The 21,003-nt window shown below is 43.4% G+C and carries 15 protein-coding genes; 10 read left to right on the top strand and 5 right to left on the bottom strand.

Annotation, left to right across the window (positions count from 1 at the left end; translation table 11 throughout):
* Nucleotides 1–48 precede the first annotated feature (48 nt).
* The 9 genes from FQ608_RS08740 to FQ608_RS08700 all read left to right on the top strand — a co-directional run bounded on the left by FQ608_RS08740 (nt 49) and on the right by FQ608_RS08700 (nt 15,376).
* Nucleotides 49–1,467 (top strand): Gfo/Idh/MocA family protein, encoded by a 1,419-nt coding sequence (locus tag FQ608_RS08740; protein WP_158857542.1) that lies wholly within the window; start codon nt 49–51, stop codon nt 1,465–1,467.
* Nucleotides 1,468–1,477: 10 nt separating this feature from the next.
* Complete coding sequence (locus FQ608_RS08735) at nt 1,478–3,070, top strand: FG-GAP repeat domain-containing protein (RefSeq protein WP_158857540.1); 1,593 nt, start codon at nt 1,478–1,480, stop codon at nt 3,068–3,070.
* A 271-nt stretch (nt 3,071–3,341) separates the two neighbouring features.
* Nucleotides 3,342–6,383 (top strand): SusC/RagA family TonB-linked outer membrane protein, encoded by a 3,042-nt coding sequence (locus FQ608_RS08730; protein ID WP_158857538.1) that lies wholly within the window; start codon nt 3,342–3,344, stop codon nt 6,381–6,383.
* Nucleotides 6,384–6,413: 30 nt separating this feature from the next.
* Nucleotides 6,414–8,105 (top strand): RagB/SusD family nutrient uptake outer membrane protein, encoded by a 1,692-nt coding sequence (locus FQ608_RS08725; protein ID WP_158857536.1) that lies wholly within the window; start codon nt 6,414–6,416, stop codon nt 8,103–8,105.
* Between the two features lie 103 nt (nt 8,106–8,208).
* Nucleotides 8,209–9,645 carry a Gfo/Idh/MocA family protein gene (locus tag FQ608_RS08720; RefSeq protein WP_158857534.1) on the top strand — a complete coding sequence of 479 codons (1,437 nt, stop codon included), beginning with the start codon at nt 8,209–8,211 and terminating at the stop codon, nt 9,643–9,645.
* Between the two features lie 30 nt (nt 9,646–9,675).
* The gene (locus FQ608_RS08715) at nt 9,676–11,769 is read left to right on the top strand and encodes a dienelactone hydrolase family protein (RefSeq protein ID WP_158857525.1); all 2,094 of its coding nucleotides are present in this window, start codon (nt 9,676–9,678) and stop codon (nt 11,767–11,769) included.
* A 16-nt stretch (nt 11,770–11,785) separates the two neighbouring features.
* On the top strand, nt 11,786–13,129 hold the full coding sequence (locus FQ608_RS08710; protein WP_158857524.1) for a Gfo/Idh/MocA family protein: 1,344 nt from the start codon (nt 11,786–11,788) through the stop codon (nt 13,127–13,129).
* A gap of 76 nt (nt 13,130–13,205) precedes the next feature.
* The gene (locus tag FQ608_RS08705) at nt 13,206–14,552 is read left to right on the top strand and encodes a dipeptidase (protein WP_158857522.1); all 1,347 of its coding nucleotides are present in this window, start codon (nt 13,206–13,208) and stop codon (nt 14,550–14,552) included.
* Between the two features lie 77 nt (nt 14,553–14,629).
* Nucleotides 14,630–15,376: a glucosamine-6-phosphate deaminase gene (locus FQ608_RS08700; protein WP_158857520.1), complete on the top strand. Its 747-nt coding sequence runs from the start codon at nt 14,630–14,632 to the stop codon at nt 15,374–15,376.
* Between the two features lie 55 nt (nt 15,377–15,431).
* Here the strand turns inward: FQ608_RS08700 and FQ608_RS08695 are convergent, their stop codons facing one another.
* The 4 genes from FQ608_RS08695 to FQ608_RS08680 form a co-directional block, all read right to left on the bottom strand.
* Complete coding sequence (locus tag FQ608_RS08695) at nt 15,432–16,436, bottom strand: LacI family DNA-binding transcriptional regulator (RefSeq protein ID WP_158857519.1); 1,005 nt, start codon at nt 16,434–16,436, stop codon at nt 15,432–15,434.
* 145 nt (nt 16,437–16,581) lie between these two features.
* A complete protein-coding gene (locus FQ608_RS08690; RefSeq protein WP_158857517.1) occupies nt 16,582–16,863 on the bottom strand; it encodes a hypothetical protein in 282 nt (93 codons plus the stop codon).
* Entirely contained in the window at nt 16,860–17,375 is a 516-nt protein-coding gene (locus FQ608_RS08685) for a hypothetical protein (RefSeq protein ID WP_158857515.1), read from the bottom strand. Before FQ608_RS08685 ends, FQ608_RS08690 begins: the two co-directional genes overlap by 4 nt.
* Before the next feature lie 120 nt (nt 17,376–17,495).
* Nucleotides 17,496–17,864: a hypothetical protein gene (locus FQ608_RS08680; protein ID WP_158857513.1), complete on the bottom strand. Its 369-nt coding sequence runs from the start codon at nt 17,862–17,864 to the stop codon at nt 17,496–17,498.
* A gap of 175 nt (nt 17,865–18,039) precedes the next feature.
* On the opposite strand from FQ608_RS08680, the gene FQ608_RS27765 reads away from it, so the two are divergent.
* On the top strand, nt 18,040–18,162 hold the full coding sequence (locus FQ608_RS27765) for a peroxiredoxin family protein (RefSeq protein WP_262885485.1): 123 nt from the start codon (nt 18,040–18,042) through the stop codon (nt 18,160–18,162).
* A 541-nt stretch (nt 18,163–18,703) separates the two neighbouring features.
* Here FQ608_RS27765 and katG read toward each other — a convergent pair.
* Nucleotides 18,704–20,980, bottom strand: coding sequence for a catalase/peroxidase HPI (gene katG, locus FQ608_RS08675; protein ID WP_158857511.1), 2,277 nt, complete (start codon nt 20,978–20,980; stop codon nt 18,704–18,706).
* Nucleotides 20,981–21,003 lie beyond the last annotated feature (23 nt).

Below are 21,003 nucleotides of genomic sequence, written 5' to 3'. Positions count from 1 at the left end.
GTGAATAATGGATAACGGTTGGAAATGTTGACGTAAACAAGCTACAAAATGAAAAAGAACCGAAGAGATTTTATCAAACTTGCAGGCCTTGCGGGAGCGGGGGTAATTGTGGGTCCAGATCGGGCAATGGCCGAGAAATCCACGGAGCGAAATCACCTGCAATCATTTAACATGCATGGTTATCGTGCACCCAAGCTGGATCGGGTGAAAGTGGGGTTAGTTGGCATTGGCGAACGCGGATCAGGCACACTTCTTCGGCTGGCCAGTATAGAGAATGTGGACATCGTGGCACTTTGCGATATCGTACCCGGTAATGTTCATAAGGCCATGCAATCCATTGATGGATTTGGCCATTCACCAGCCATTTACACTGATGGTGAGGACGCATGGAAAGAGCTTTGTGACCGTTCTGATATTGATTTGATCTACGTGGCCACCCCTTGGAAATACCATGCTCCCATTGCTGTATATGCCATGGAGCGTGACAAACATGTATATACTGAACTTCCTGTCGGAGTCACCTTGGAGGAATGTTGGCAGGTGGTGGAAACTTCCGAAAGGACCAAGAAACATTGTTACATGGGATGTGGCTCGTGTCATGATGGAATGTCCGCCATTGTATTGAATATGGTAAGGCAGGGTTTTTTTGGGGAGTTGATCCACGGAGAAGGCAATTACATTCATGATAGGGTAAATGGACCGGGAAGGTGGGAGAGGGATGAGGATAATTGGTTTGGATACCGGCCATGGCGTTTGAAGGAAAATGTAGGACGAAATGGAAACATGTACCCGCAGCATGGTTTGGGACCAGTGGCCCAAATGATGGACCTTAATTATGGAGATAAAATGGATTATTTGGTTTCTATTTCCAGCAATGATTTTACAATGGGTCCAAAAATGAAGGAGCTTGCCGAAAGTGATCCTTACTTTGAAAGCTTTGATGGGCTAAAGTTCAGGGGGAACATGAACACTACTGTGATTAGGACAAACAAAGGAAGAACCATCATGCTGCAACACGATATCAGTTCACCCAGGCCTGGTTCAAGATTCCAGTTAATTAGTGGATCTAGAGGGATTTATCATGCTGATCCTCCAAGAATTGCCACAAGTGAAGAATGGACCCAAGAGGAAGAGTTTAAAGCCCTTGTCGAAAAGTTCACTCCCCAAATTACCAAGACATTTCGTGAAAAAGTATCACGGGCTGGAGGTACTAAGGGAAATCGGTCCTATGAAAGAGTCACAGCTAGTGATTGGCGCTTGATTGATTGTCTTAGAAATGGACTTCCCCTAGAAATGGACGTGTATGATGCGGCACTATGGAGTGTGGTAACACCTTTAAGTGAACAGTCGGTTGCGCAGATGGGGAATACGGTAAAAGTTCCGGATTTTACTTCGGGTTCTTGGAAATCTAACAAGAGGGGAATGGATATCAACCTGCAAGAAGGTGGTAATACCAATCTAATATAACTATCAATTAATGGCCTGCGAAAATCGAACGAGTAGATTTTGGGAAATAGTTTCGCTGGCAATTTGTTTTTTGTTGGTCCTTTCTGCCTGCAACAATTCTGGCGATAAGAAGCAAGTATCGGAAGCGCTCTTGGAATCATCAATTGTGGGGAAGGAACTTTCCCAAAGGTATTGTCAAAGCTGCCATTTATATCCGGAACCAGAACTGTTGGACAAAAAGACATGGGAAAGATCGGTTTTGCCCCTGATGGGGAGGCTTTTTGGTATCTATGAAGAATCTGTTCCCAGGGAGGAAATTCTTCGGGGAGCGATTGACAGAGGAAAAGTAGAAGAACTGGATATGTTTCCGACTGATCAACGGATCTCCGATGAAGAATGGCAGCAGATAACCGATTATTATATTTCCGCTGCTCCGGATTCGTTGGAAAGTATTCAGCATTCACCTAATGAGGACGTTTTGAAGGGATTTGACATTCATAGTCCCGATCCCATAAAAAAGTTACAACAAGTGACCCTCGTAAAACTAGATGATGAAACGTCTTCACTATTCGTAGGCGGTACGGATGATAGTAGAGGATACTTAGCCGTTTTAAAAGACGGGAAACATCTTTCCCAAGTTATTCCCTTGCCGTCCCCTCCAACTGATGTGTCTTTTGGTACCGATAATATATCGGTAACACTGGCTGGCTCGCTCAGACTTGCCTCCTCCAACAATGCTTTTGGAGAATTGATTACACTTTTCAAGCAATCAGGAGACAGCACCTATTCTTCATTCAGCAAGTTTGGAACCAAATTGAACCGACCTGTCCAAGTTGTTTTTGAGGATATAAATGGCAATGGACTTGTAGATATCTTAATTGCTGAATTCGGTTACTATACTGGTTCTCTAACATTGTTTGAAAATACTGGAAACCCTTCTAATCCCTATACAAAAACAATCCTAAAAAATACCCCAGGGGCAATTAGACTGGTTGTTGAGGATATGAACGGTGATGGTCGCAAAGATATAGTTTGCCTTTTTGCGCAGGGAGATGAGGGAATTTCCTTTTTCCTTAATCAGGGGGAGGGAAAGTTTATAGAGGAAAGAGTCCTGAGGTTTCCTCCGACTTTTGGTTCTGTCTGGTTTGAGTTAGTAGATTTTAATATGGATGGGCATTTGGATATTCTGTATGGAAATGGGGACAATGGTGATTATCCTCCTATCTCTAAGCCGTACCATGGTATAAGAATATTTGAAAATGACGGTAGCAACCGATTTGAGCAGGTTTATTTTTATCCGATGCACGGGGTGAATAAGTGTTCGGCTGGCGATTTTGATCAGGACGGTATACTTGAAATAATTGGGATTTCCTTTTTCCCAGATGAGAATAATTCAACGCGCCGGGATTTTGTCTTATTGAAAAAAGAATCAACTAATAAATATAAGCCGCAATATTTGAGCAAAAACCTGGATTCCCGTTGGATCACGTTTGATATCGGGGATTTAGATGGAGACGGAGATTTGGATATTATTCTTGGGTCGCATGGACGCTATATAGGTAGTGAAGCTGCGGAAGAGATGAACAGCCCCATGGCGATTTTGGAAAACAAGATAATCCCCTAGCGATTCGAGTTTTTGATGATTCAGATTTTTAACTGTATTTGTTTGATATCGTTATAGATTTTTAATAGTATAAATAGAAAAATTAATTATTTTTCATTATTTCCCATCAAGACAGTAACAAAAATTACTTTTCCTTTTTTATAATATAAATTATATGTTTTTCGATAACGTTATCGTAATTAAATTTTATTATTTTATATTTTCATAGAGTTTTTAGGGTAATTTAGTCATGCAAATGCAGTAAATTATTAATCAACCTAACAATCGTCCTATGAAAAAATTTACTACCGTTTTAATGATCTTCCTGATGTTTTCAGGAGTGATGAATTCTGAACAGCTGCTCGCCCAAGGCGGCAGGGTGATTTCAGGAATAGTCTCGACTACCGCTGGACAATCTGTTCCTGGGGCTACCGTTTTGGTAAAAGGCACTTCCAATGGGACGGTCACCGATATTGATGGCAATTATAGTCTTACTGTGGGACCTGGCGCGGAGACATTGGTCGTCTCTTTTGTCGGTATGTTAACCAAGGAAATAACGATAGGTAACCAGAACCTTATCTCCATTACGCTCGAGGAAGATACGGAGGAATTGGAGGAATTCGTTGTGATTGGCTACGGAACACAAAAGAAAGCTACATTGACCGGTTCGATAACTAGTGTAGAAAACGAACAGATTATTAGCAATCCGTCCGTTAATCTGACGAATTCCTTGTCGGGTCTCCTACCAGGCCTAGTTGCGTTGAATCGTTCCGGGGAACCGGGCGCGGATAATTCAGCCCTCCTGATAAGAGGAAGCAATACTACAGGCGACAACAGCCCATTTGTAGTGGTTGATGGAGTTCAAAACCCACCCGGATGGCAAAGAATCAATCCGAATGACATTGAATCCCTCACAATTCTAAAGGATGCTTCTGCGGCAATTTATGGAGCAAGAGCCGCAAATGGAGTAATCCTGATAACCACGAAAAGGGGTAGTGTAGGTAAGCCTATGATTAATTATACCTTTAATCAGGGAATTAGTCAGCCTACTAGGTTACCTGAGTTGGCGGGATCTCCGCTTTTTGCAGAATATGTGAATGAGATGATGGTTAGGGATGGGCAAGATCCGAGGTATTCGCAACAGGAAATCCAGCTGTTTAGAGATGGAACGGATCCCAACTATCCGAATACGAATTGGTACAAAGAAGTTTTAAGGGATTATTCTCTGCAAAGCATGCATAACCTGAGCCTCAGAGGAGGAACAGAATCGGTGAGGTATTCACTATCTGGATCATACTCTAATCAAAATAGTATTTTTGAAAAAGGCATCCATGAATTTAAGGGGTACACAATCAGGTCAAATATTGACGCTGACATCAATGAATACATTAAAGTAAATCTGGATTTGAATTTGGGATTGGATGACCGGACCCAGCCAGGAACTGAGAATCCCTGGGGTTGGTTGAATGCCATTCCCATGATGCCAGTTTATTATCAGAATGGATTACCCTCAGCAGGGATTGAGCAGGGGCTTAATCCCGCGGTAATGACAACAGCTGCCTCCGGCAACCATAATACCAAAACCAAAAGAGCAATTACCCAAATGGGTTTTGACATTAAAGCTCCATGGGTAAAGGGGCTGGGATTAGACGGCTTTGTTGTATACAGTAACGAGGATATATTGGATAAAAGATGGAGAACTCCATGGACTGTCTATAATCATAACAGAGTCACCGACGAATACATACCGCTTCGGGGGGGAAGAATTATTGCTCCTGAATTAACGCAGTCCACCAGAAGCATCACCAGTACCTTTATAAATCTCAGACTGAAATATGAGAATCAGATGGATGATCATTATATCAGTACGTTTATCGGTGCTGAGCAGACCAAGGGTGACAATGGGTACTATCAGGCCTATAGGAGAAACTACCTCTCTCCTGTCTTGGGAGAACTTTTCGCCGGGGACCCAGCCTCCCAGCAAAATACCGGTGTTTCCTCAGAGTCTTCACGTCAAAGCCTTTTAGGTAGGGTAAGTTACAATTACCAGGAGAAATATATGATTGATTTCAATGCCAGGTATGACGGTTCTTATGTGTTTCCAAAAGGACAACGGTTTGGATTTTTCCCCGGAGTTTCTGCTGCTTGGGTATTGTCTGAGGAGATGATGAAGAATACGCCAGGGGTTAATGATTTGAAATTGAGGGGTTCCATAGGGAGAATGGGAAATGACAGAATCGATCCCTTTCAATTTATGCCTGCCTATAGCCTGGGACTTCTTGGGTATCACTTCGGGTCGCCCACTACGTCTCAATTAGGGATTGTACCTGGCGTAACTCCCAATCCAAATGTTACCTGGGAAGTAGCAACGATTACAAATATTGGATTGGACGGTATGTTTTGGAATGGAGGACTCGGGTTTAGCGTCGATTTATTCAAACAAACAAGGGAAAATATTCTAACGAAAAGGGATTTGGAAGTGCCTTTTTATACGGGGTTGCTTTTGCCGGATGAAAATATTGGCATAGTAGAAAACAAAGGGATAGAGATCGCATTGAACCACCGTAGCCGTGGTTCTTCTCCAGGGGGCTTCTCATACTCCGTTGGCGGGAACATAGCTTTTAATAGGAATAAGGTTATCGACCTCAGTGAAGCTCAGGATGTACCTGATTATCAAAAAGCAGAGGGAAGAATTCTGGGTGCGGGGTTGTATTATGAAGCTGTGGGGATTTTCAGGACACAGGAAGAAGTTACCTCAAACCCAATCTTTCCAGGAACGCGGGTAGGCCACCTTCAGTATAAAGATACCAATGGGGATGGCATCATCAGCTCCCAGGATATGGTAAGGTTGGATAGATCCAACATTCCCCAAATTACCTTTGGCCTAAACAGTACCCTAAATTACGGTCCTTTATCCTTATTTGTGAATTTTGCCGGACAGGGTCGCGCATGGCAGTACTATCACCAAAATGCCAGAATTGCAGTAAACGGATTGGCCGAGCTGATCGAAAACAGGTACACCCCGGGTAGTATGAACTCTAAGTACCCCATCTTGCCTGATTTGGATACCCGAACACAACCAAGTGGTCTTCAAAGTACCTTCTGGCTCCAGAATGCATCTTTTGTAAGACTGAAAACCCTACAGCTCGGTTATGCGATTCCTCAACCGTTGATTAACAAATTGAAATTATCCTCGGCGAGGGTCTATCTGAATGGTAATAATATCTTTACCATCTCAGAGATCAAGTGGTTTGACCCAGAGGGAGACAATGAGAGAGGGAGTTTTTACCCCCAAAGTAGGATTTTTAATTTGGGAATTGACCTTTCTTTCTAATCAAAATTTCAGTATTTAACAATCGAACATATGAAAAGCACATATAAATACTTTAAGAAAACAAAAAGACTGGGTATTATATCCGCTCTTTTTATATTCGCATCATTACAGGTGTCCTGTAATGAAGATGTATTGGACATCGTTCCTGCTGACCGATTCACCGACGAGGCTGTATGGGCTGATCAGGCCCTGATTGAAGCATTTATTGGTAACGCTTATCGGACCATTCCAAGTGGCATTAGGTATAGCCTCTATGGGCTTTCTGTGGTTACGGATGAAAACAATGCGCGGAGTAACGCGTGGGCTTGGAGCGTATGGGAAGGGGATCTCAATCCAGATGACCTCCGAGAGGTGGATTACTGGACTGGGGCAAACAATAGAAACATTAATTTTTGGCAGCCGATCAACCGAGCCAACATTTTCTTTGAAAATATTGACAGGCAACGTGCGGTAGAAATCCCGGAGGCAACCAAGAATAGAATGATAGGCGAAATGAAAACTATCCGGGCCTTCTCCTATTTCAAACTGGCCAGTTTATTTGGTGGTGTCCCTTTATTCACGAATACATTTTCATTGGAAGATGATTTCAGGATGACACGAAACACGTTCCAAGAAGTGATGGACTTTGTAATCGCTGAATTGGACGAAGCCATAGCTTTGCTTCCTGAAACCTATAACAATGCTAATCAGGGCAGAATAACAAAAGGTGCAGCTATGGCCATAAAATCTAGGGCACTACTGTATTTGGCTAGTCCTCGCAACAATCAAGGCGGAGATGCCCAAAAATGGCAGGCTGCTGCCGATGCGGCGAAGGCTATCATTGATATGGGACGGTATTCACTCTTTGATGATTACAAGACGATGTTTTTGGAAGAAAATATCTATAATTCTGAAATGATCTGGCAAAGGCCCTATAATCAATTCGTCAGTCCGGAAGCAGTCTATGTTGAATTAAGTTTATATCCGAATGGCTATAATGGTTTCGGCCAAGTACATCCCCTGCAAAATTTGGTTGATGATTATGAGACAATGAATGGTGTAAAGCCTGCCGATGATCCAACATATAATCCGCAAAATCCCTATGTAAACCGAGATCCTAGATTTTATGCCTCTATATTGCATGATGGGGCACTATTTCAGGGAAGAGAAGTGGAAACCTTTTACCCGGGCGGTTTGGATTCTAACGAAGGCCCTGTATCCGCTTGGAATGCTACCCAGACGGGGTATTATCAGTTGAAATTTGCCAATGAGCGTATCGTGAATCCAAGCGGACAAAATATGTCCCAGACACCCTGGACCTTTGTTCGATATGCTGAAATTCTTTTGAATTACGCAGAAGCAAACTATTTTCTCGGAAATGAGGATATTACACGGGAATACCTAAATTTAGTAAGAAATAGGCCCAGTGTTAACATGCCCAATGTCACAGAAAGTGGGGAAGACCTTTTCAAAAGAATCATAAATGAGCGGAGAATTGAGTTGGTTTTTGAAGAACATAGGTGGTTCGATGTGCGTAGATGGGAAATTCTTCAAGAAGAGGCCGATAAGGATAGGACGAGAATGATCATAAGAAAATTACCAGATGGTACGAAGCAATATGAGGTTGCGTTTTTCAAAACAGGAAACTATAACCCGGCCAATTACCTGCTGCCAATCCCGCAAACAGAAATTAACAAAAACGGCATGTTGGAACAGAATCCGGGTTACGGTGCAGATCGATAGTGTCAAGCATTAAGAATCTATCAAATGTGGCTACCACTTGCTAGTGGTAGCCATATTTTGATGTATTATCCAACGAAAATGTGCTAACTAATTAACCCAAAAGATGAAAAATAACCGTAGAAAATTTCTCCGAATATCAGGCTTGACCGGATTTGGCTTGGCAGGATCTGGATTGTTGCCCGTGGCATCACTAGCTTCAGAAAGAGTTTCAAAAGAGCAATTGGATGCCACCCAAAAATTTGCCGGGAAAAAACACCGTCAGCAATTTAATATGTCTGGTTTTGCGGCTCCTAAGTTGGAAAAAGTAAGGATAGGATTCATTGGATTGGGGAACAGAGGACCGGCCGCAGTGGTACGAATGAGTAAAATTGCAGGTGTGGAAATTAAGGCCTTATGTGATTTACGGCCGGAAATGGCACTGAAAGCAAAGGAAAAAATTAAAGATACCCCCCATGATCCGGTGATTTATTCTGGACATCCCGAGGAATGGAAGAAACTATGCGAAAGAGAGGATATAGATTTGGTATATATAGCTACGCCATGGGAGCTTCATACGCCAATGGCCCTTTATGCCATGGAAAATGGTAAACATGCCGCGGTGGAAGTTCCTGCGGCAATCACCATAGAAGAATGTTGGGACTTGGTAGAAACTTCCGAAAGGACAAGACAGCATTGTATGATGCTGGAGAATACTTGTTATGATTTTTTTGAGTTGATGACACTAAATATGGCCAGACAAGGGTTCTTTGGGGAGATCATCCACGGGGAAGGTGCCTATATACATGATTTTATTCCGGGTATTTTCAATAAGGAAAAATGGAACATGTGGCGTTTCAAACACAATGCCAGCAGAAACGGCAATCTTTATCCCACACATGGACTTGGCCCAATCTGCCAAGCCATGAATATCAACAGAGGGGATAAAATGGAATTCCTAGTGTCTGTTTCCAGCAATGATTTTATGCTTGGAGACGGAGTCAAATCGCTTGCACGGGAGGATAGTTTTTATGAACAGTTTGTTAACCTGCCCTACAGGGGCAACATGAATGTAACCACCATAAAAACTAGTAAAGGGCGAACCATCATGCTGCAACACGATGTGTCGTCTCCCAGGGTATATTCCCGGATTCACCTGCTTAGCGGCACGAAAGGAGCGGCCATGAAGTATCCCCTACCCGGAAGGGTCTCTACCGGGCATGAAGCTTGGTTTTCAGAAGAGGAAATGAAGGATTTGGAAGAAAAATACCAGCCCGAAATAGTTCGCAGGATAGGGGAACTGGCAAAAAAAGTGGGAGGACATGGAGGAATGGATTTTCTGATGGACTGGCGACTGATAGATTGTCTGCGAAACGGTCTTCCTTTGGACCAGGATGTTTATGATGCAGCCCTTTGGAGTTCTATTTTCCCTCTTAGCGAGTGGTCGGTTGCCAACCGTTCGAATTCAATCGACGTACCCGATTTCACAGGGGGAGCATGGGAGAAAAACGAGCCGGTGGATGTCACTTTAGCCCATGGAGGCAATACAGAAGTAAGGTTATAATAGGAACAAACAAAACCAATTCATAGAACTATGAAAAATATTTTATTATTGAAATTCTGCTTTTTATTGGTCTTGCCCATGGCACAGGCTAATATTCATAGTGTAAATATACCTTTTGTCACCCATCATTCACTGGACTCCCTCCCAAATGTCTTGGCAGGCCAACAATCAGATCTGCTAGGTACCTCCTTGAAAAATCAGGCAATGATAAAGTTTGCCACGCATCTCCTTCCCGACAACTTGGAGGAGTGGAGTGAAAAAAGAGAAGAAATCAGGAATAAAATCATTCTCCACAGCGGGTTGAAAACGTATTCCAATTTACCGTTGGATATGAAGGAAACGGGTTCCAAGACTATGGATGGATATACGGTAAAGAACATTTATTTCCAGACCCTACCGGGTGTTTATGCCACGGCAAACCTGTATATTCCGGAAGGACAGGGACCGTTTCCGGCGGTAGTAAGCATGCACGGCCATTGGAGTGAAGGTAAAATTGCAGAGAGTGTACAATCGTTGGGGCATTCGATGGCGAAAAATGGCTATGTCAGCTTGGTGATAGACGCATTTGGAGCTGGAGAAAGAACGACAATCCACGGGGATTTTGAATATCACGGAGCCAATTTGGGGGCATCTCTGATGAATATCGGGGAATCCCTGTTAGGCGTTCAGGTGGCGGATAATATGCGTGCCGTGGATTTACTCGTGTCATTACCCTATGTGGATTCAGAAAATATCGGTGCAACAGGAGCAAGCGGGGGAGGAAATCAGACCATGTGGTTTGCCGCATTGGATGAGCGGGTCAAGGCCACCATGCCCATAGTCAGTGTAGGTACATTCGAATCAGCTGTAATGGGATCAAACTGTGTTTGCGAACTACTTCCAGGTGGGCTGAGCTTTACGGAATCAGCAGGCGTACTGGCCCTATATGCGCCTAGGGCGCTGAAAATGTGCAACCATGCCCAGGACAGCAATCCCACATTTTTCCCAGCGGAAATGCGACGGACCTTCTACAATGTCAAGCCTGTTTTCAAACTTCACGGCGTGGAGGAAAAGGTGGCCTATGAAGTGTTTGACCTTACCCACGGTTATTGGAAAGAAGACCGAGAAGCCATGCTGGGCTGGTTTGACTTGCATCTCAAAGGCGTAGGTACTGGAGAATCTCGGCCTGAAAAGCCATTTGAATTGTTGCCGTTAGAAGATTTATTGGTTTTCCCAATTGGAGAAAGAAGTCCTTTGGTGATCAGCACGGATACCTACACTAGAAATCAAGGACAAAAATTAAAGGAGGAGTTTTTGAAAAAACAATCGCTTAACCCTGAACAGTTGAAATCGGATCTGAGGACGGTTTTGGGTATAGATACGTCACTTGAGATCACTAATACCTTTAACTTTTCCCGAAAAGATGGATGGGAACGTAGCGCAATTCAAACATCGGATGGAATGCTTATTCCGATATTGCATGTTGCTCCGAAAAATCCTAATTTGGGCTATACCCTGTTCGCTTATGCGAATGGGAAAAATGAAATTCCGCTAAATCATTTGGAGGAATTAAAGGACAGGGGAGAAGGCATTGTTGTTGTGGAATTATCAGGAACGGGAGAAGCCGCATCAAAAGTGGACGCCGCAGGCACAAGTTTGTCTCAGTTTCATACCCTCTCCCGAGCCCAACTGTGGCTGGGTAAAACCCTGCTCGGTGAATGGGTAAGGGAGCTGGAACTGGTGTCCCGGTATATCCAGCAGGCTTACAACCCAACTTCGTTGAAATTTGAAGGGAACAAGGAGGCTGGCTTAGCCGCCCTGTTTTTAAGCGCACTTGAGGAAGATGTCCTTCAAAAACTCACCTTAAGAAACGTGCCTGTCAGTTATCTGTTTGACAACAGGGAGCAAATTGATTATTTCAGCATGGGAATTCACCTGCCTGGTATTTTAAATTGGGGAGATGTTTCCCTTGCAGCCGGACTGTCTACACGGGATGTGACCTTTATTGATCCGGTTTCCATGTCGGGTGTGCCCGTTTCCACCAACGGACTAAATGCAGTAAAAGCTGAATTCGAAAAAGTAAAAAAGATAGTAAATAAACCCGGAAATAGCTATTTCCAACAAACTGGGAGTAATTCCAACTAAAATAAAACCGAAGCATATGGATACGTTACATCGAAGGAAGTTTATTCAAAACACAGGACTGTTGGCAGCAGGGAGTCTCCTTTCCCCGCTAGTAGGATATGGTTTCAAAAAAGCAAAGCAAAGGGTGGCCATGGTGGGTACCGGGGGGAGAGGCATAGGTATGTGGGGAACCTCGGTTCAGGAGGCGTACAATGATATTTTGGAATTTGTTGGACTTTGTGACATCAATCCGGGAAGGGTAGCCTATGCCAAAAATCAGATGAAAGTATCTTGTCCCGTTTTCACGGATTTTGATAAGATGATCAAAGAAACCAAGCCGGATACCCTGATTGTTACCACTACAGACTCTACCCACCACGAGTATATTATTAAAGGGCTGGAAGCTGGCCTTAGGGTGATCTCCGAAAAGCCCATAACCACAGATGCGGAGAAATGCGAAGCGATATTTGACGCCGAGAAGCGGACCGGCAACAAAGTGATCGTCACCTTTAACATGCGGTACACTCCCTATGTTGAGGAAATTTGGGAGCTGCTTCGCAATGATGAAATTGGTGATATCACCTCTGTGGATCTGAACTGGTACCTGGACACCAGCCATGGAGCAAGCTATTTCAGAAGATGGCACGGAGAGAAGGAGTTTGGAGGTACCCTGCTGGTCCATAAGGCAACACATCATTTTGATACACTCAGCTATTGGATGGATTCTGAACCGGAGGAAGTCTTTGCTTACGGGTCCTTGGATTTCTATGGGCAGAAGAACAGTCCCATCAATCATTCCCATTGTAGACCCTGCCCACATAAGTCGTCCTGCAATTTCTATTGGGATATTACCAAAGACAGGGGAGCAATGAATCTGTATGTGGATCATGAAAAACATGACGGCTATCTGAGGGATGGATGCGTATTCCGGAAGGAAGTCGATATCTATGATACGATGGCGGTGCAATACCGGTATGCCAATGGAGTTCCTGTGAGTTACTCGCTTACAGCTTTTTCACCCTATGAGGGTTTCCGGGTAGCCATCAATGGGACCAAGGGAAGACTGGATGCTTGGATTAAATCCTCCATGCCCACCGGGGTCCCTGCTTACCAGGAAATCACTATCACGAATCTTTTCGGCAATGTAAAAACCATTCAAGTTATCCCCCAATCGGGAGGACATGGAGGGTCTGATCCCCGGCTTAAGGATAAAATATTCCGATTTCCCGACAGTCCGGATCGGTTTAAACAATCCGCAGGATCCCGGGACGGTGCCATGTCGGCTTTAATAGGCATAGCGGCAAGACAAAGTATCGAAACAGGCAAGATTGTGAAAATTGGTGATTTGACATCACTTAAGCCGATGGCAAAAAAGGCGTGATATTGCTTCTATCGAACTGTTCGAGGAAGGGTATTGATTTCAACGTGTTTTCTTTATCCAAATACACCTTAGTTATATGAAAAGTAACCGAAGAAATTTCCTAAGGGTTTCCGGTTTGGCAGGTATTGGCATGTCCGGTATTAGTAGTTTAGAGGGTTTTGCAGCCGGGAATGCTTCTGAAGCTTCAAAATCTTTTGAAGAAAATGGGCACCAGTATTTCATGACACCTCCCATGCAAGAGGCTTATCAAACCGCATTAGCCATCCTCAAACCGACCACGAAACAATTGGAACATGGCTTGGAGCTTCACCGTAATTCCGTAGTTGTTGAATCTTATGGCTTTATGCCCCGAGCGGCTGTGGATGGAGACAGCTTGAAATCGGCAATCGATGCCGATGCGTCTCCATTGGAAATTCAAGATCTTCAGGAGGATATGTCAATGACTAGGTTTGTCCATAATGAGCTTGAAAAACAAGAGTTTATGAATGCGTGGAAAGCCTCTGGGGTAACCTGCGTTGTTCAGAATGCCGGGGAGGAAGGCAACGAAATCCCTCGTCTACTAAAACGGTTGTCTAGATTTACTTACGCCACCGACTGGATGAAGGAGTTTCTTGGCAAAGCGGTAACACCGGATGACATCATTCGGGCTAAGAAAGAAAACCGCCATGCGCTGTATTTTACGGGAAACGGGGTACCTCTCCCTCAGGAATGGATTTCTGTGGAGGAAGAATTACGTTACATTAGGGTGTTTTTCCAATTGGGGATTCGCATGATGCACCTAACCTACAACCGCAACAATATGATTGGCGGGGGATGCGGCGAAAAGGGCGATATCGGTCTAAGTGACTTCGGAAGAGCGGTTGTGAAGGAAATGAACCGCGTTGGGGTCATAGTGGACATATCGCATTCTGGCTGGCAGACAAGCCTTGAAGCAGCTCAGTTGTCTGAAAAACCCATGGTAGCAAGCCACAGTACGGTGAGTTCTCTCCACAAACATTTTAGAGGTAAGCCAGACCCTGTCATCCGCGCTATCGCTGATACGGATGGATATATGGGAATTTGCTGCATACCCCGCTTTCTGGGAGGCAGCGGCGATATTTCCTCCATGATGAGACACATTGATTACATGGTTAAAAAGTTTGGGAGTGATCACGTAGCCATTGGAACGGATGTAGCTTACACGTCTCAATATGCCACGGAGGAGAATAAAAAAATACCTGCGTACAGGAGACCTCGAAACCGTTGGGAAGCCCTATGGCCGGAGGATGATTTTCAGCAAACCCCAACGATGGTTCAAAGTATGGCATGGACCAACTGGCCATTGTTTACAGTTGGAATGGTCCAATTGGGATACTCAGACCAGGATATTCAAAAGATTTTAGGGGGGAATGTGATTCGTGTGGCAAATAGTGCCCTTGCCTAAGATTTTAAAATGTGAGTTTTTGACATGAGTCTGGCTAGAATGGCTTTCCAAATACACTTAACTAAAACATATATTTCATGAAAATTATTCAAACGAAGAACCCAAAAGAACTAGGGGACCAAGCCGGAAAAGAAGCCGGAAATAAAATCAGAGAAGCTATTCGCCTCAAGGGATATGCTAACATTATTTTGGCGACTGGTACCAGTCAATTTGAAACTATCAACCAGCTTGTGAAAGAGGATGTGGCATGGGAAAAAGTAACAGTGTTTCATTTGGATGAATACATCGGCGTTTCCGACACCCACCCGGCTAGTTTTCGGAAATACTTGAAAGAAAGATTTGTTGAAAAGGTAAAAAATCTTGGTGCTATCTATTTTATCGACGGGGAAAGTAACCCGGAAGAAGTCTGTAAGCAATTGGGGGAATTGATTTCCAGTCATCCCATTGACGTTGCTCTTGTGGGGATAGGAGAAAACGGGCATTTGGCATTTAATGACCCTCCGGCAGATTTTGATACAGAATTGCCTTACCTTATAGTTGACTTGGACGAACCCTGTCGCATGCAGCAGTTGAATGAAGGGTGGTTTGATAGCTTAGTAGATGTTCCAACCCAGGCTATTAGCATGTCCATTAAGCAGATACTAAAGGCAAAACACATTATTTGTTCTGTACCGGATAAAAGAAAAGCCCAGGCGATAAAAGATTGTTTGGAAGGTGAAGTCACGAACCTCCATCCATCCAGCATCCTTCAATCACATCCTTCTTGCTCCATTTTTTTGGATGAGGCGTCCGCGTCACTCTTGTCTATAGAAATAGAAAAGTAAGGTAATTTATCAAATCATTAAACCTCTCTCAGTCATCATTACTTCACGATTGGATTTAATTTCTTACAGTTGATTCTCTTACTATTAACTCCCCGGGAAGAATAACTTCCTGGGGAGGAAAATTCACTTTCTTGATATGCTTGAGTAATAATTCGCAGCTTATCCTCCCAATATCAAATGCGGATTCGGAGACAGTCGTTAAGCTCGGAGAGATGATTGTACACATGGGATCATTCGTGAAACCAACGACGCCTATCTCAGTACCAATATTTATTTTTTCTTTTTTAAGTGCCAACATGGCGCCAATCGCTTTTCTGTCATTTACGGCAAACAATGCGTCAGGAGCATGATTGCTGGCTAAAAGCTCAATCATGTCTTTTTCTCCCCATTCCTGTGAGAAACCACTGTGAATTATCCATTCTTTTTTGACGGAAATCTGATGCTCTTTAAGCGCATCCAGGTAGCCATTTAGCCTGTTTCTTGTAAACATTTGATCCTTGGGACCTGTAATATGTGCAATCTTGGAATAACCCTGTTCAATGAGATGTTTTGTGGCAATCAAGGCGCCATTGTAATCGTCCTGCATCACTTTAGTCCCATGCAAATCGCTTGTCCTGTCAAAAAATACAATTGGGATACCATTTTCTTTTATCTCTTTAATATGATCATAGTTTCCAGCGCAAGTAGAAATAAGTATGCCATCTAAGCCAGAAATCGTCAAATTCCTGACAATCTGGGATTCTCGTTCCTCGGAATCGTCGGTCACATAAAGAATGATATTATACCCATTGGAGTAAGCTACGTTTTGTATACCTGTGATTACGGTCGAAAAGTAATAATTCGTGATAAAGGGGATGATGATTCCAATATTATTTGTTCTTCCCTGTGACAACCCTCGCGCATTGAAATTGGGCTTGTAATTCAATTCCTCAGCTTTGGCCAGCACTTTTTTTTTGGTTTCAATACTGATATCATGCGTATCTCTCATCGCTCTGGAAACTGTAGAAACTGAAACATTAAGTTCCCGAGCGATGTCTTTGATAGTTACGAAATGGTGCATCCTATTTGATTTTTTATTGATATTTTCTAAAGTAAATCAAATTAAACCAAGATGCGATTATTTAGCAGTTTTTTTCCTTTGCTGGTGAATTAGAAATTATTTTAAGATTAGGAAGGGAATCAGTCATGATTCCCTTCCCTTTAATCTAGTCTATACGCAATACCGCACAGGTGGGTATTTGTAGATCCCCTTTTAGGCACAAATATTCATCTGTAACAGCCCAGACGGTAGTCTCTACTTGATAGAAATTATGCTGTGCATCCAGAAAATGGATTTTGACTTTGCCGTGTTCCAAGTTTCCCAAGGTCATAGCCCGGTTCAAATCTTGGTTTCTACGGCGGATATCGGATGGATCCTGTAGGACGTCCTCTTTTAGGAAATGCATCACTGAAATCTCTTCTTTTGGAATTACTTGCTCCTTGTTCATGATACTAACTGATGTTTGGGTACGTTTTTAATAGCATCCTTGAGCAAAGTTTCCCACTTTTTGATCAAAACAGCCTCCCCAACAAGATCAGAATATTGTTCCCCGTCATAGAATTCCAATATATGAAGGGGTTTGTCATTCTGGTTGATGAGTATTAGGTCCAAACGATCAAGTTCCTTATGGCTATCTTTCCCATTGGTCACCTGATGGGATACTTCTGCAATAGAAACCCTTTTTATTTGATCGAGATGAATACACTTGTAGTAATCCTGAGAGGTATCCGCACTATATACCAATTGAGCCTTTTCTTTATCAAGGCCAATGAAATATTTATCCCTCCATTGATCTTTATCCTGAAGATTCAATCCGTGGGATAAGGTAAAATCAGCTAGGATTTTCAGCGCCTTAAGTTCTCTTGCTTTGACTTTACGTGCATTCAAATAAAAGGGCAGGGCAAAGGCGGCGATTAATATTACCGCTATGGAAAATGAAATTAAATCTATGTCGAACATGGTTATAAGATATTAGTATTCGGAAGCTAGCTGGCTCACCGAAAAGATTGAAGTAGAAAGTTTACCTAACTTAATCCCCTAGACAAGGGGTTACAGAACATAGTTCTGAAGAACTTTTACTTACCAGAAAAAATGGGTTGGAAACTTAATTTCCCGAATACCAAAAACCAGCATGACCTGCTGGCTGAGTTGGTATGCGGTAGTTAGCCGTTGATTTATATAGAAAAAATAATCCGCTAATGTGCTGTAAATAAAATTTAACCCTTCTGAAAAAGATTTCGGAATGGATATAATTAGCCGCTCACTTTCAAAGATAATTGGGGACTTGTCGGCATGTTCATCTACAAGGGTAATTTGTGCGGATAAATTGTCAGAAAATGCCGTTTTGGCAGTATTGACATCCGCTACCAGAATGGGCAAAAGCATGGCCTGAACCGCCAGCATGGCGGCCATAGCAAATCCAAATATTGGTTTCAGTGCCTTGGTCATATGTCAAAAACCCGAACGAATATAGCTGGATTTTTCAATATTCCAATATGTCAAAATAGATGCCAATTTCAATGGGAAATAAACTGCGTATAACAACCAAAACACACCTACTTTCCTTCCAAGACAGTCAACCACTGAATTTCAAATTGGAATGGGAGTCCTAACCTTTGGAAAGATGGAGAAGTATAGCTCCAGGGTGGATATTCCTTTTTCCGTACTAATCGACGCCAATACAGTGGGTGAAGCGTATGGAGTCAGCGGATATCCGACTTTTTACCTGATAGATGAAAAGGGATAGATTGAAGAAGTGTATGTGGGGTTTGACGAAGATATGATTGAAAAGATTAAAAAGGGAGGTTGATTTTTTTATTTAAGTTATAAGCTATGAATCCCCAAAGGTAGTTCGGGTTAATTCAAAAATAAAAAGCAGTCTCTTTGATACTTTTCCAAAGCTATTGCGATCCCTTCCATTTTCTGAAGGAAATGGAGGCCACTCGTAATATTCATTTATTGTATTTTGGTTTATGAAAAGTCAATTATCGATTTACGGTTCAAAAAAACTACTCCCATAATGGACGACAAAATCATGATCCTTCCAGATGATTTCAACACGATGTAAGAGCGCTACATCACCAGTATAAAAGGAAAATATTTTTATCCAGAAGAAAAATTCCGGGAGGAATGGGAGAGATATAAGGAAATGGGAGTTGAAGGGGATTAGCTTATGGATGGGAAAACGTAAATGCTAAACACTGAATCATCAAAAAACAAAGAGCCAGTCTCAAAGGACTGGCTCAAAAATTCAAATTGACGAATGACTAGATTCCTTGCAGGGGAAATTATTTTCTATTTGCAAGGGTCGATCCATAGATCAAGTCAAACCGATCCAAGTTCATCACTTTATTCCAAGCAGCGGCAAAATCGCTCACAAACTTTTCTTTTGAGTCTTCTTGTGCATATACCTCAGCCAAGGCCCTCAATTCAGAGTGGGATCCAAAGATCAAATCGGCACGGGTTGCGGTATATTTGCGTTCACCGGATTTTCTGTCTAATCCTTCGAAATGCTCCTTGGTATCATCGATTGCTTTCCACTCCGTACTCATATCCATCAGGTTTACAAAGAATTCATTGCTCAAGGCCTCCTTTTTTTCTGAAAAGATTCCATGGTTTGAACCGTCATAATTTGCACCAAGAGCCCGGAGGCCACCTACAAGTACAGTCATCTCGGGAGCAGTCAAGGTCAAAAGCTGGGCTTTGTCCACCAATAATTCCTCCGTGGAAACGGTATATCTGGTTTTCAGATAGTTTCTGAAACCATCAGCCATTGGCTCCAAAAGTTCAAACGATTCTATGTCTGTTTGCTCCTGCGACGCATCCATTCTGCCCGGGCTAAAAGGCACCTGAATGGAGTGTCCTGCATTGGCCGCCGCTTTTTCCACACCTGCATTGCCTGCAAGGACAATTAAGTCTGCCATAGAAACTTTTTTGCTGTTGGATTTGGAATTGAAGTCCTGTTGGATTTTCTCCAAAGTTGCCAATACTTTTTGAAGTTGCTCAGGCTTGTTTACCTCCCAATCTTTCTGGGGGGCCAATCTAATTCTGGCTCCATTGGCACCGCCACGCCTGTCAGAACCTCTGTAAGTAGAAGCAGAAGCCCAAGCAGTGGATACCATTTCACTTATAGTTAATCCTGAACTCAGAATACTTGACTTCAAGCTGGCGATATCCTGCGCATTGATCAACGTATGGTTGACTGCGGGGATGGGATCCTGCCAAATCAAATCTTCGGTAGGAGCCTCAGGGCCTAAATACGTTGTTTTTGGCCCCATATCCCTGTGCGTCAACTTAAACCAGGCACGTGCAAAAGCTTCATTGAATGCGTGCTGATCTTCCAAAAACCTTCTGGATATTTTCTCATAAACCGGATCAAACCGTAAAGACAAATCCGTCGTCAGCATATATGCTGGCTGCTTTTTATCCGCATCAAATGCGTCGGGGATAATATTCCCGGCATCCTTTGCTTCCCACTGATGTGCACCGGCAGGACTTTTCGTCAATTCCCATTCATATTTGAAAAGAAACGTCAAAAAGTCATGACTCCATTGGGCGGGGGTAGACGTCCACGTGACTTCCACTCCGGAAGTGATTGCGTCAGCACCTTTTCCGGATTTATACGAACTCTTCCAACCAAATCCTTGGTCTTCCATATCGGCGGCCTCAGGCTCAGCACCTACGTGTGAAGCAGGACCCGCTCCATGGGTTTTGCCCAAGGTATGGCCGCCTGCAATTAAGGCTACAGTCTCTTCATCATTCATCCCCATTCTGGCAAATGTCTCCCGGATATCATGCGCAGCCAATACGGGGTCGGGATTTCCGTTCGGACCTTCCGGGTTTACATAGATCAAACCCATCTGAACCGCCGCTAGGGGATTCTCCAGTTCACGATCACCTGAGTAGCGCTGGTCATCCAACCATTTTTTTTCTTTGCCCCAATAAACATCCAACTCCGGTTCAAATACATCTTCCCTTCCTCCTGCAAATCCGAAAGTTTCAAATCCCATGGACTCCAAGGCAACATTGCCCGTCAAAACCATCAAATCTGCCCAAGAGATCTTGTTTCCATATTTCTGTTTGACTGGCCACAGCAATCTTCGAGCTTTGTCCAAATTGCCATTGTCGGGCCAACTGTTAAGCGGTGCAAACCGCTGCTGACCTGAACGCGAACCACCACGGCCATCACCTGATCGGTATGTACCTGCGCTGTGCCAGGCCATTCTGATAAACAACCCGCCATAATGACCAAAATCCGCAGGCCACCAGTCCTGGGAGTCAGTCATAAGATCTCGGATGTCATTTTTAAGTGCTTCGTAATCCAAGCTTTCGAATTCCTCTATGTAATTGAATTCTGTTCCCATTGGATTGGAAAGCTCCGAATTCTGACGCAAAATGCCCAGATTCAACTGGTTTGGCCACCATTCGGCATTCTGGGTGGCTATCGCATTGCTGGGGCTTTTCTTGGTTGCTCCAGACCAGCCATCTACAGGTGGGGTTTCCTGTGCCCTGCCCGTCAATACTGTGCTGGCGAGGAGGGCAAAAATTAGTGTGATTTTTTTCATGTATCTTTTTATATATAGTGTGT

It is taken from the genome of Lunatibacter salilacus (genome assembly GCF_009797935.1).
GTDB lineage: Bacteria > Bacteroidota > Bacteroidia > Cytophagales > Cyclobacteriaceae > Lunatibacter > Lunatibacter salilacus.
This window is presented reverse-complemented; position numbering and strand designations above follow the sequence as displayed.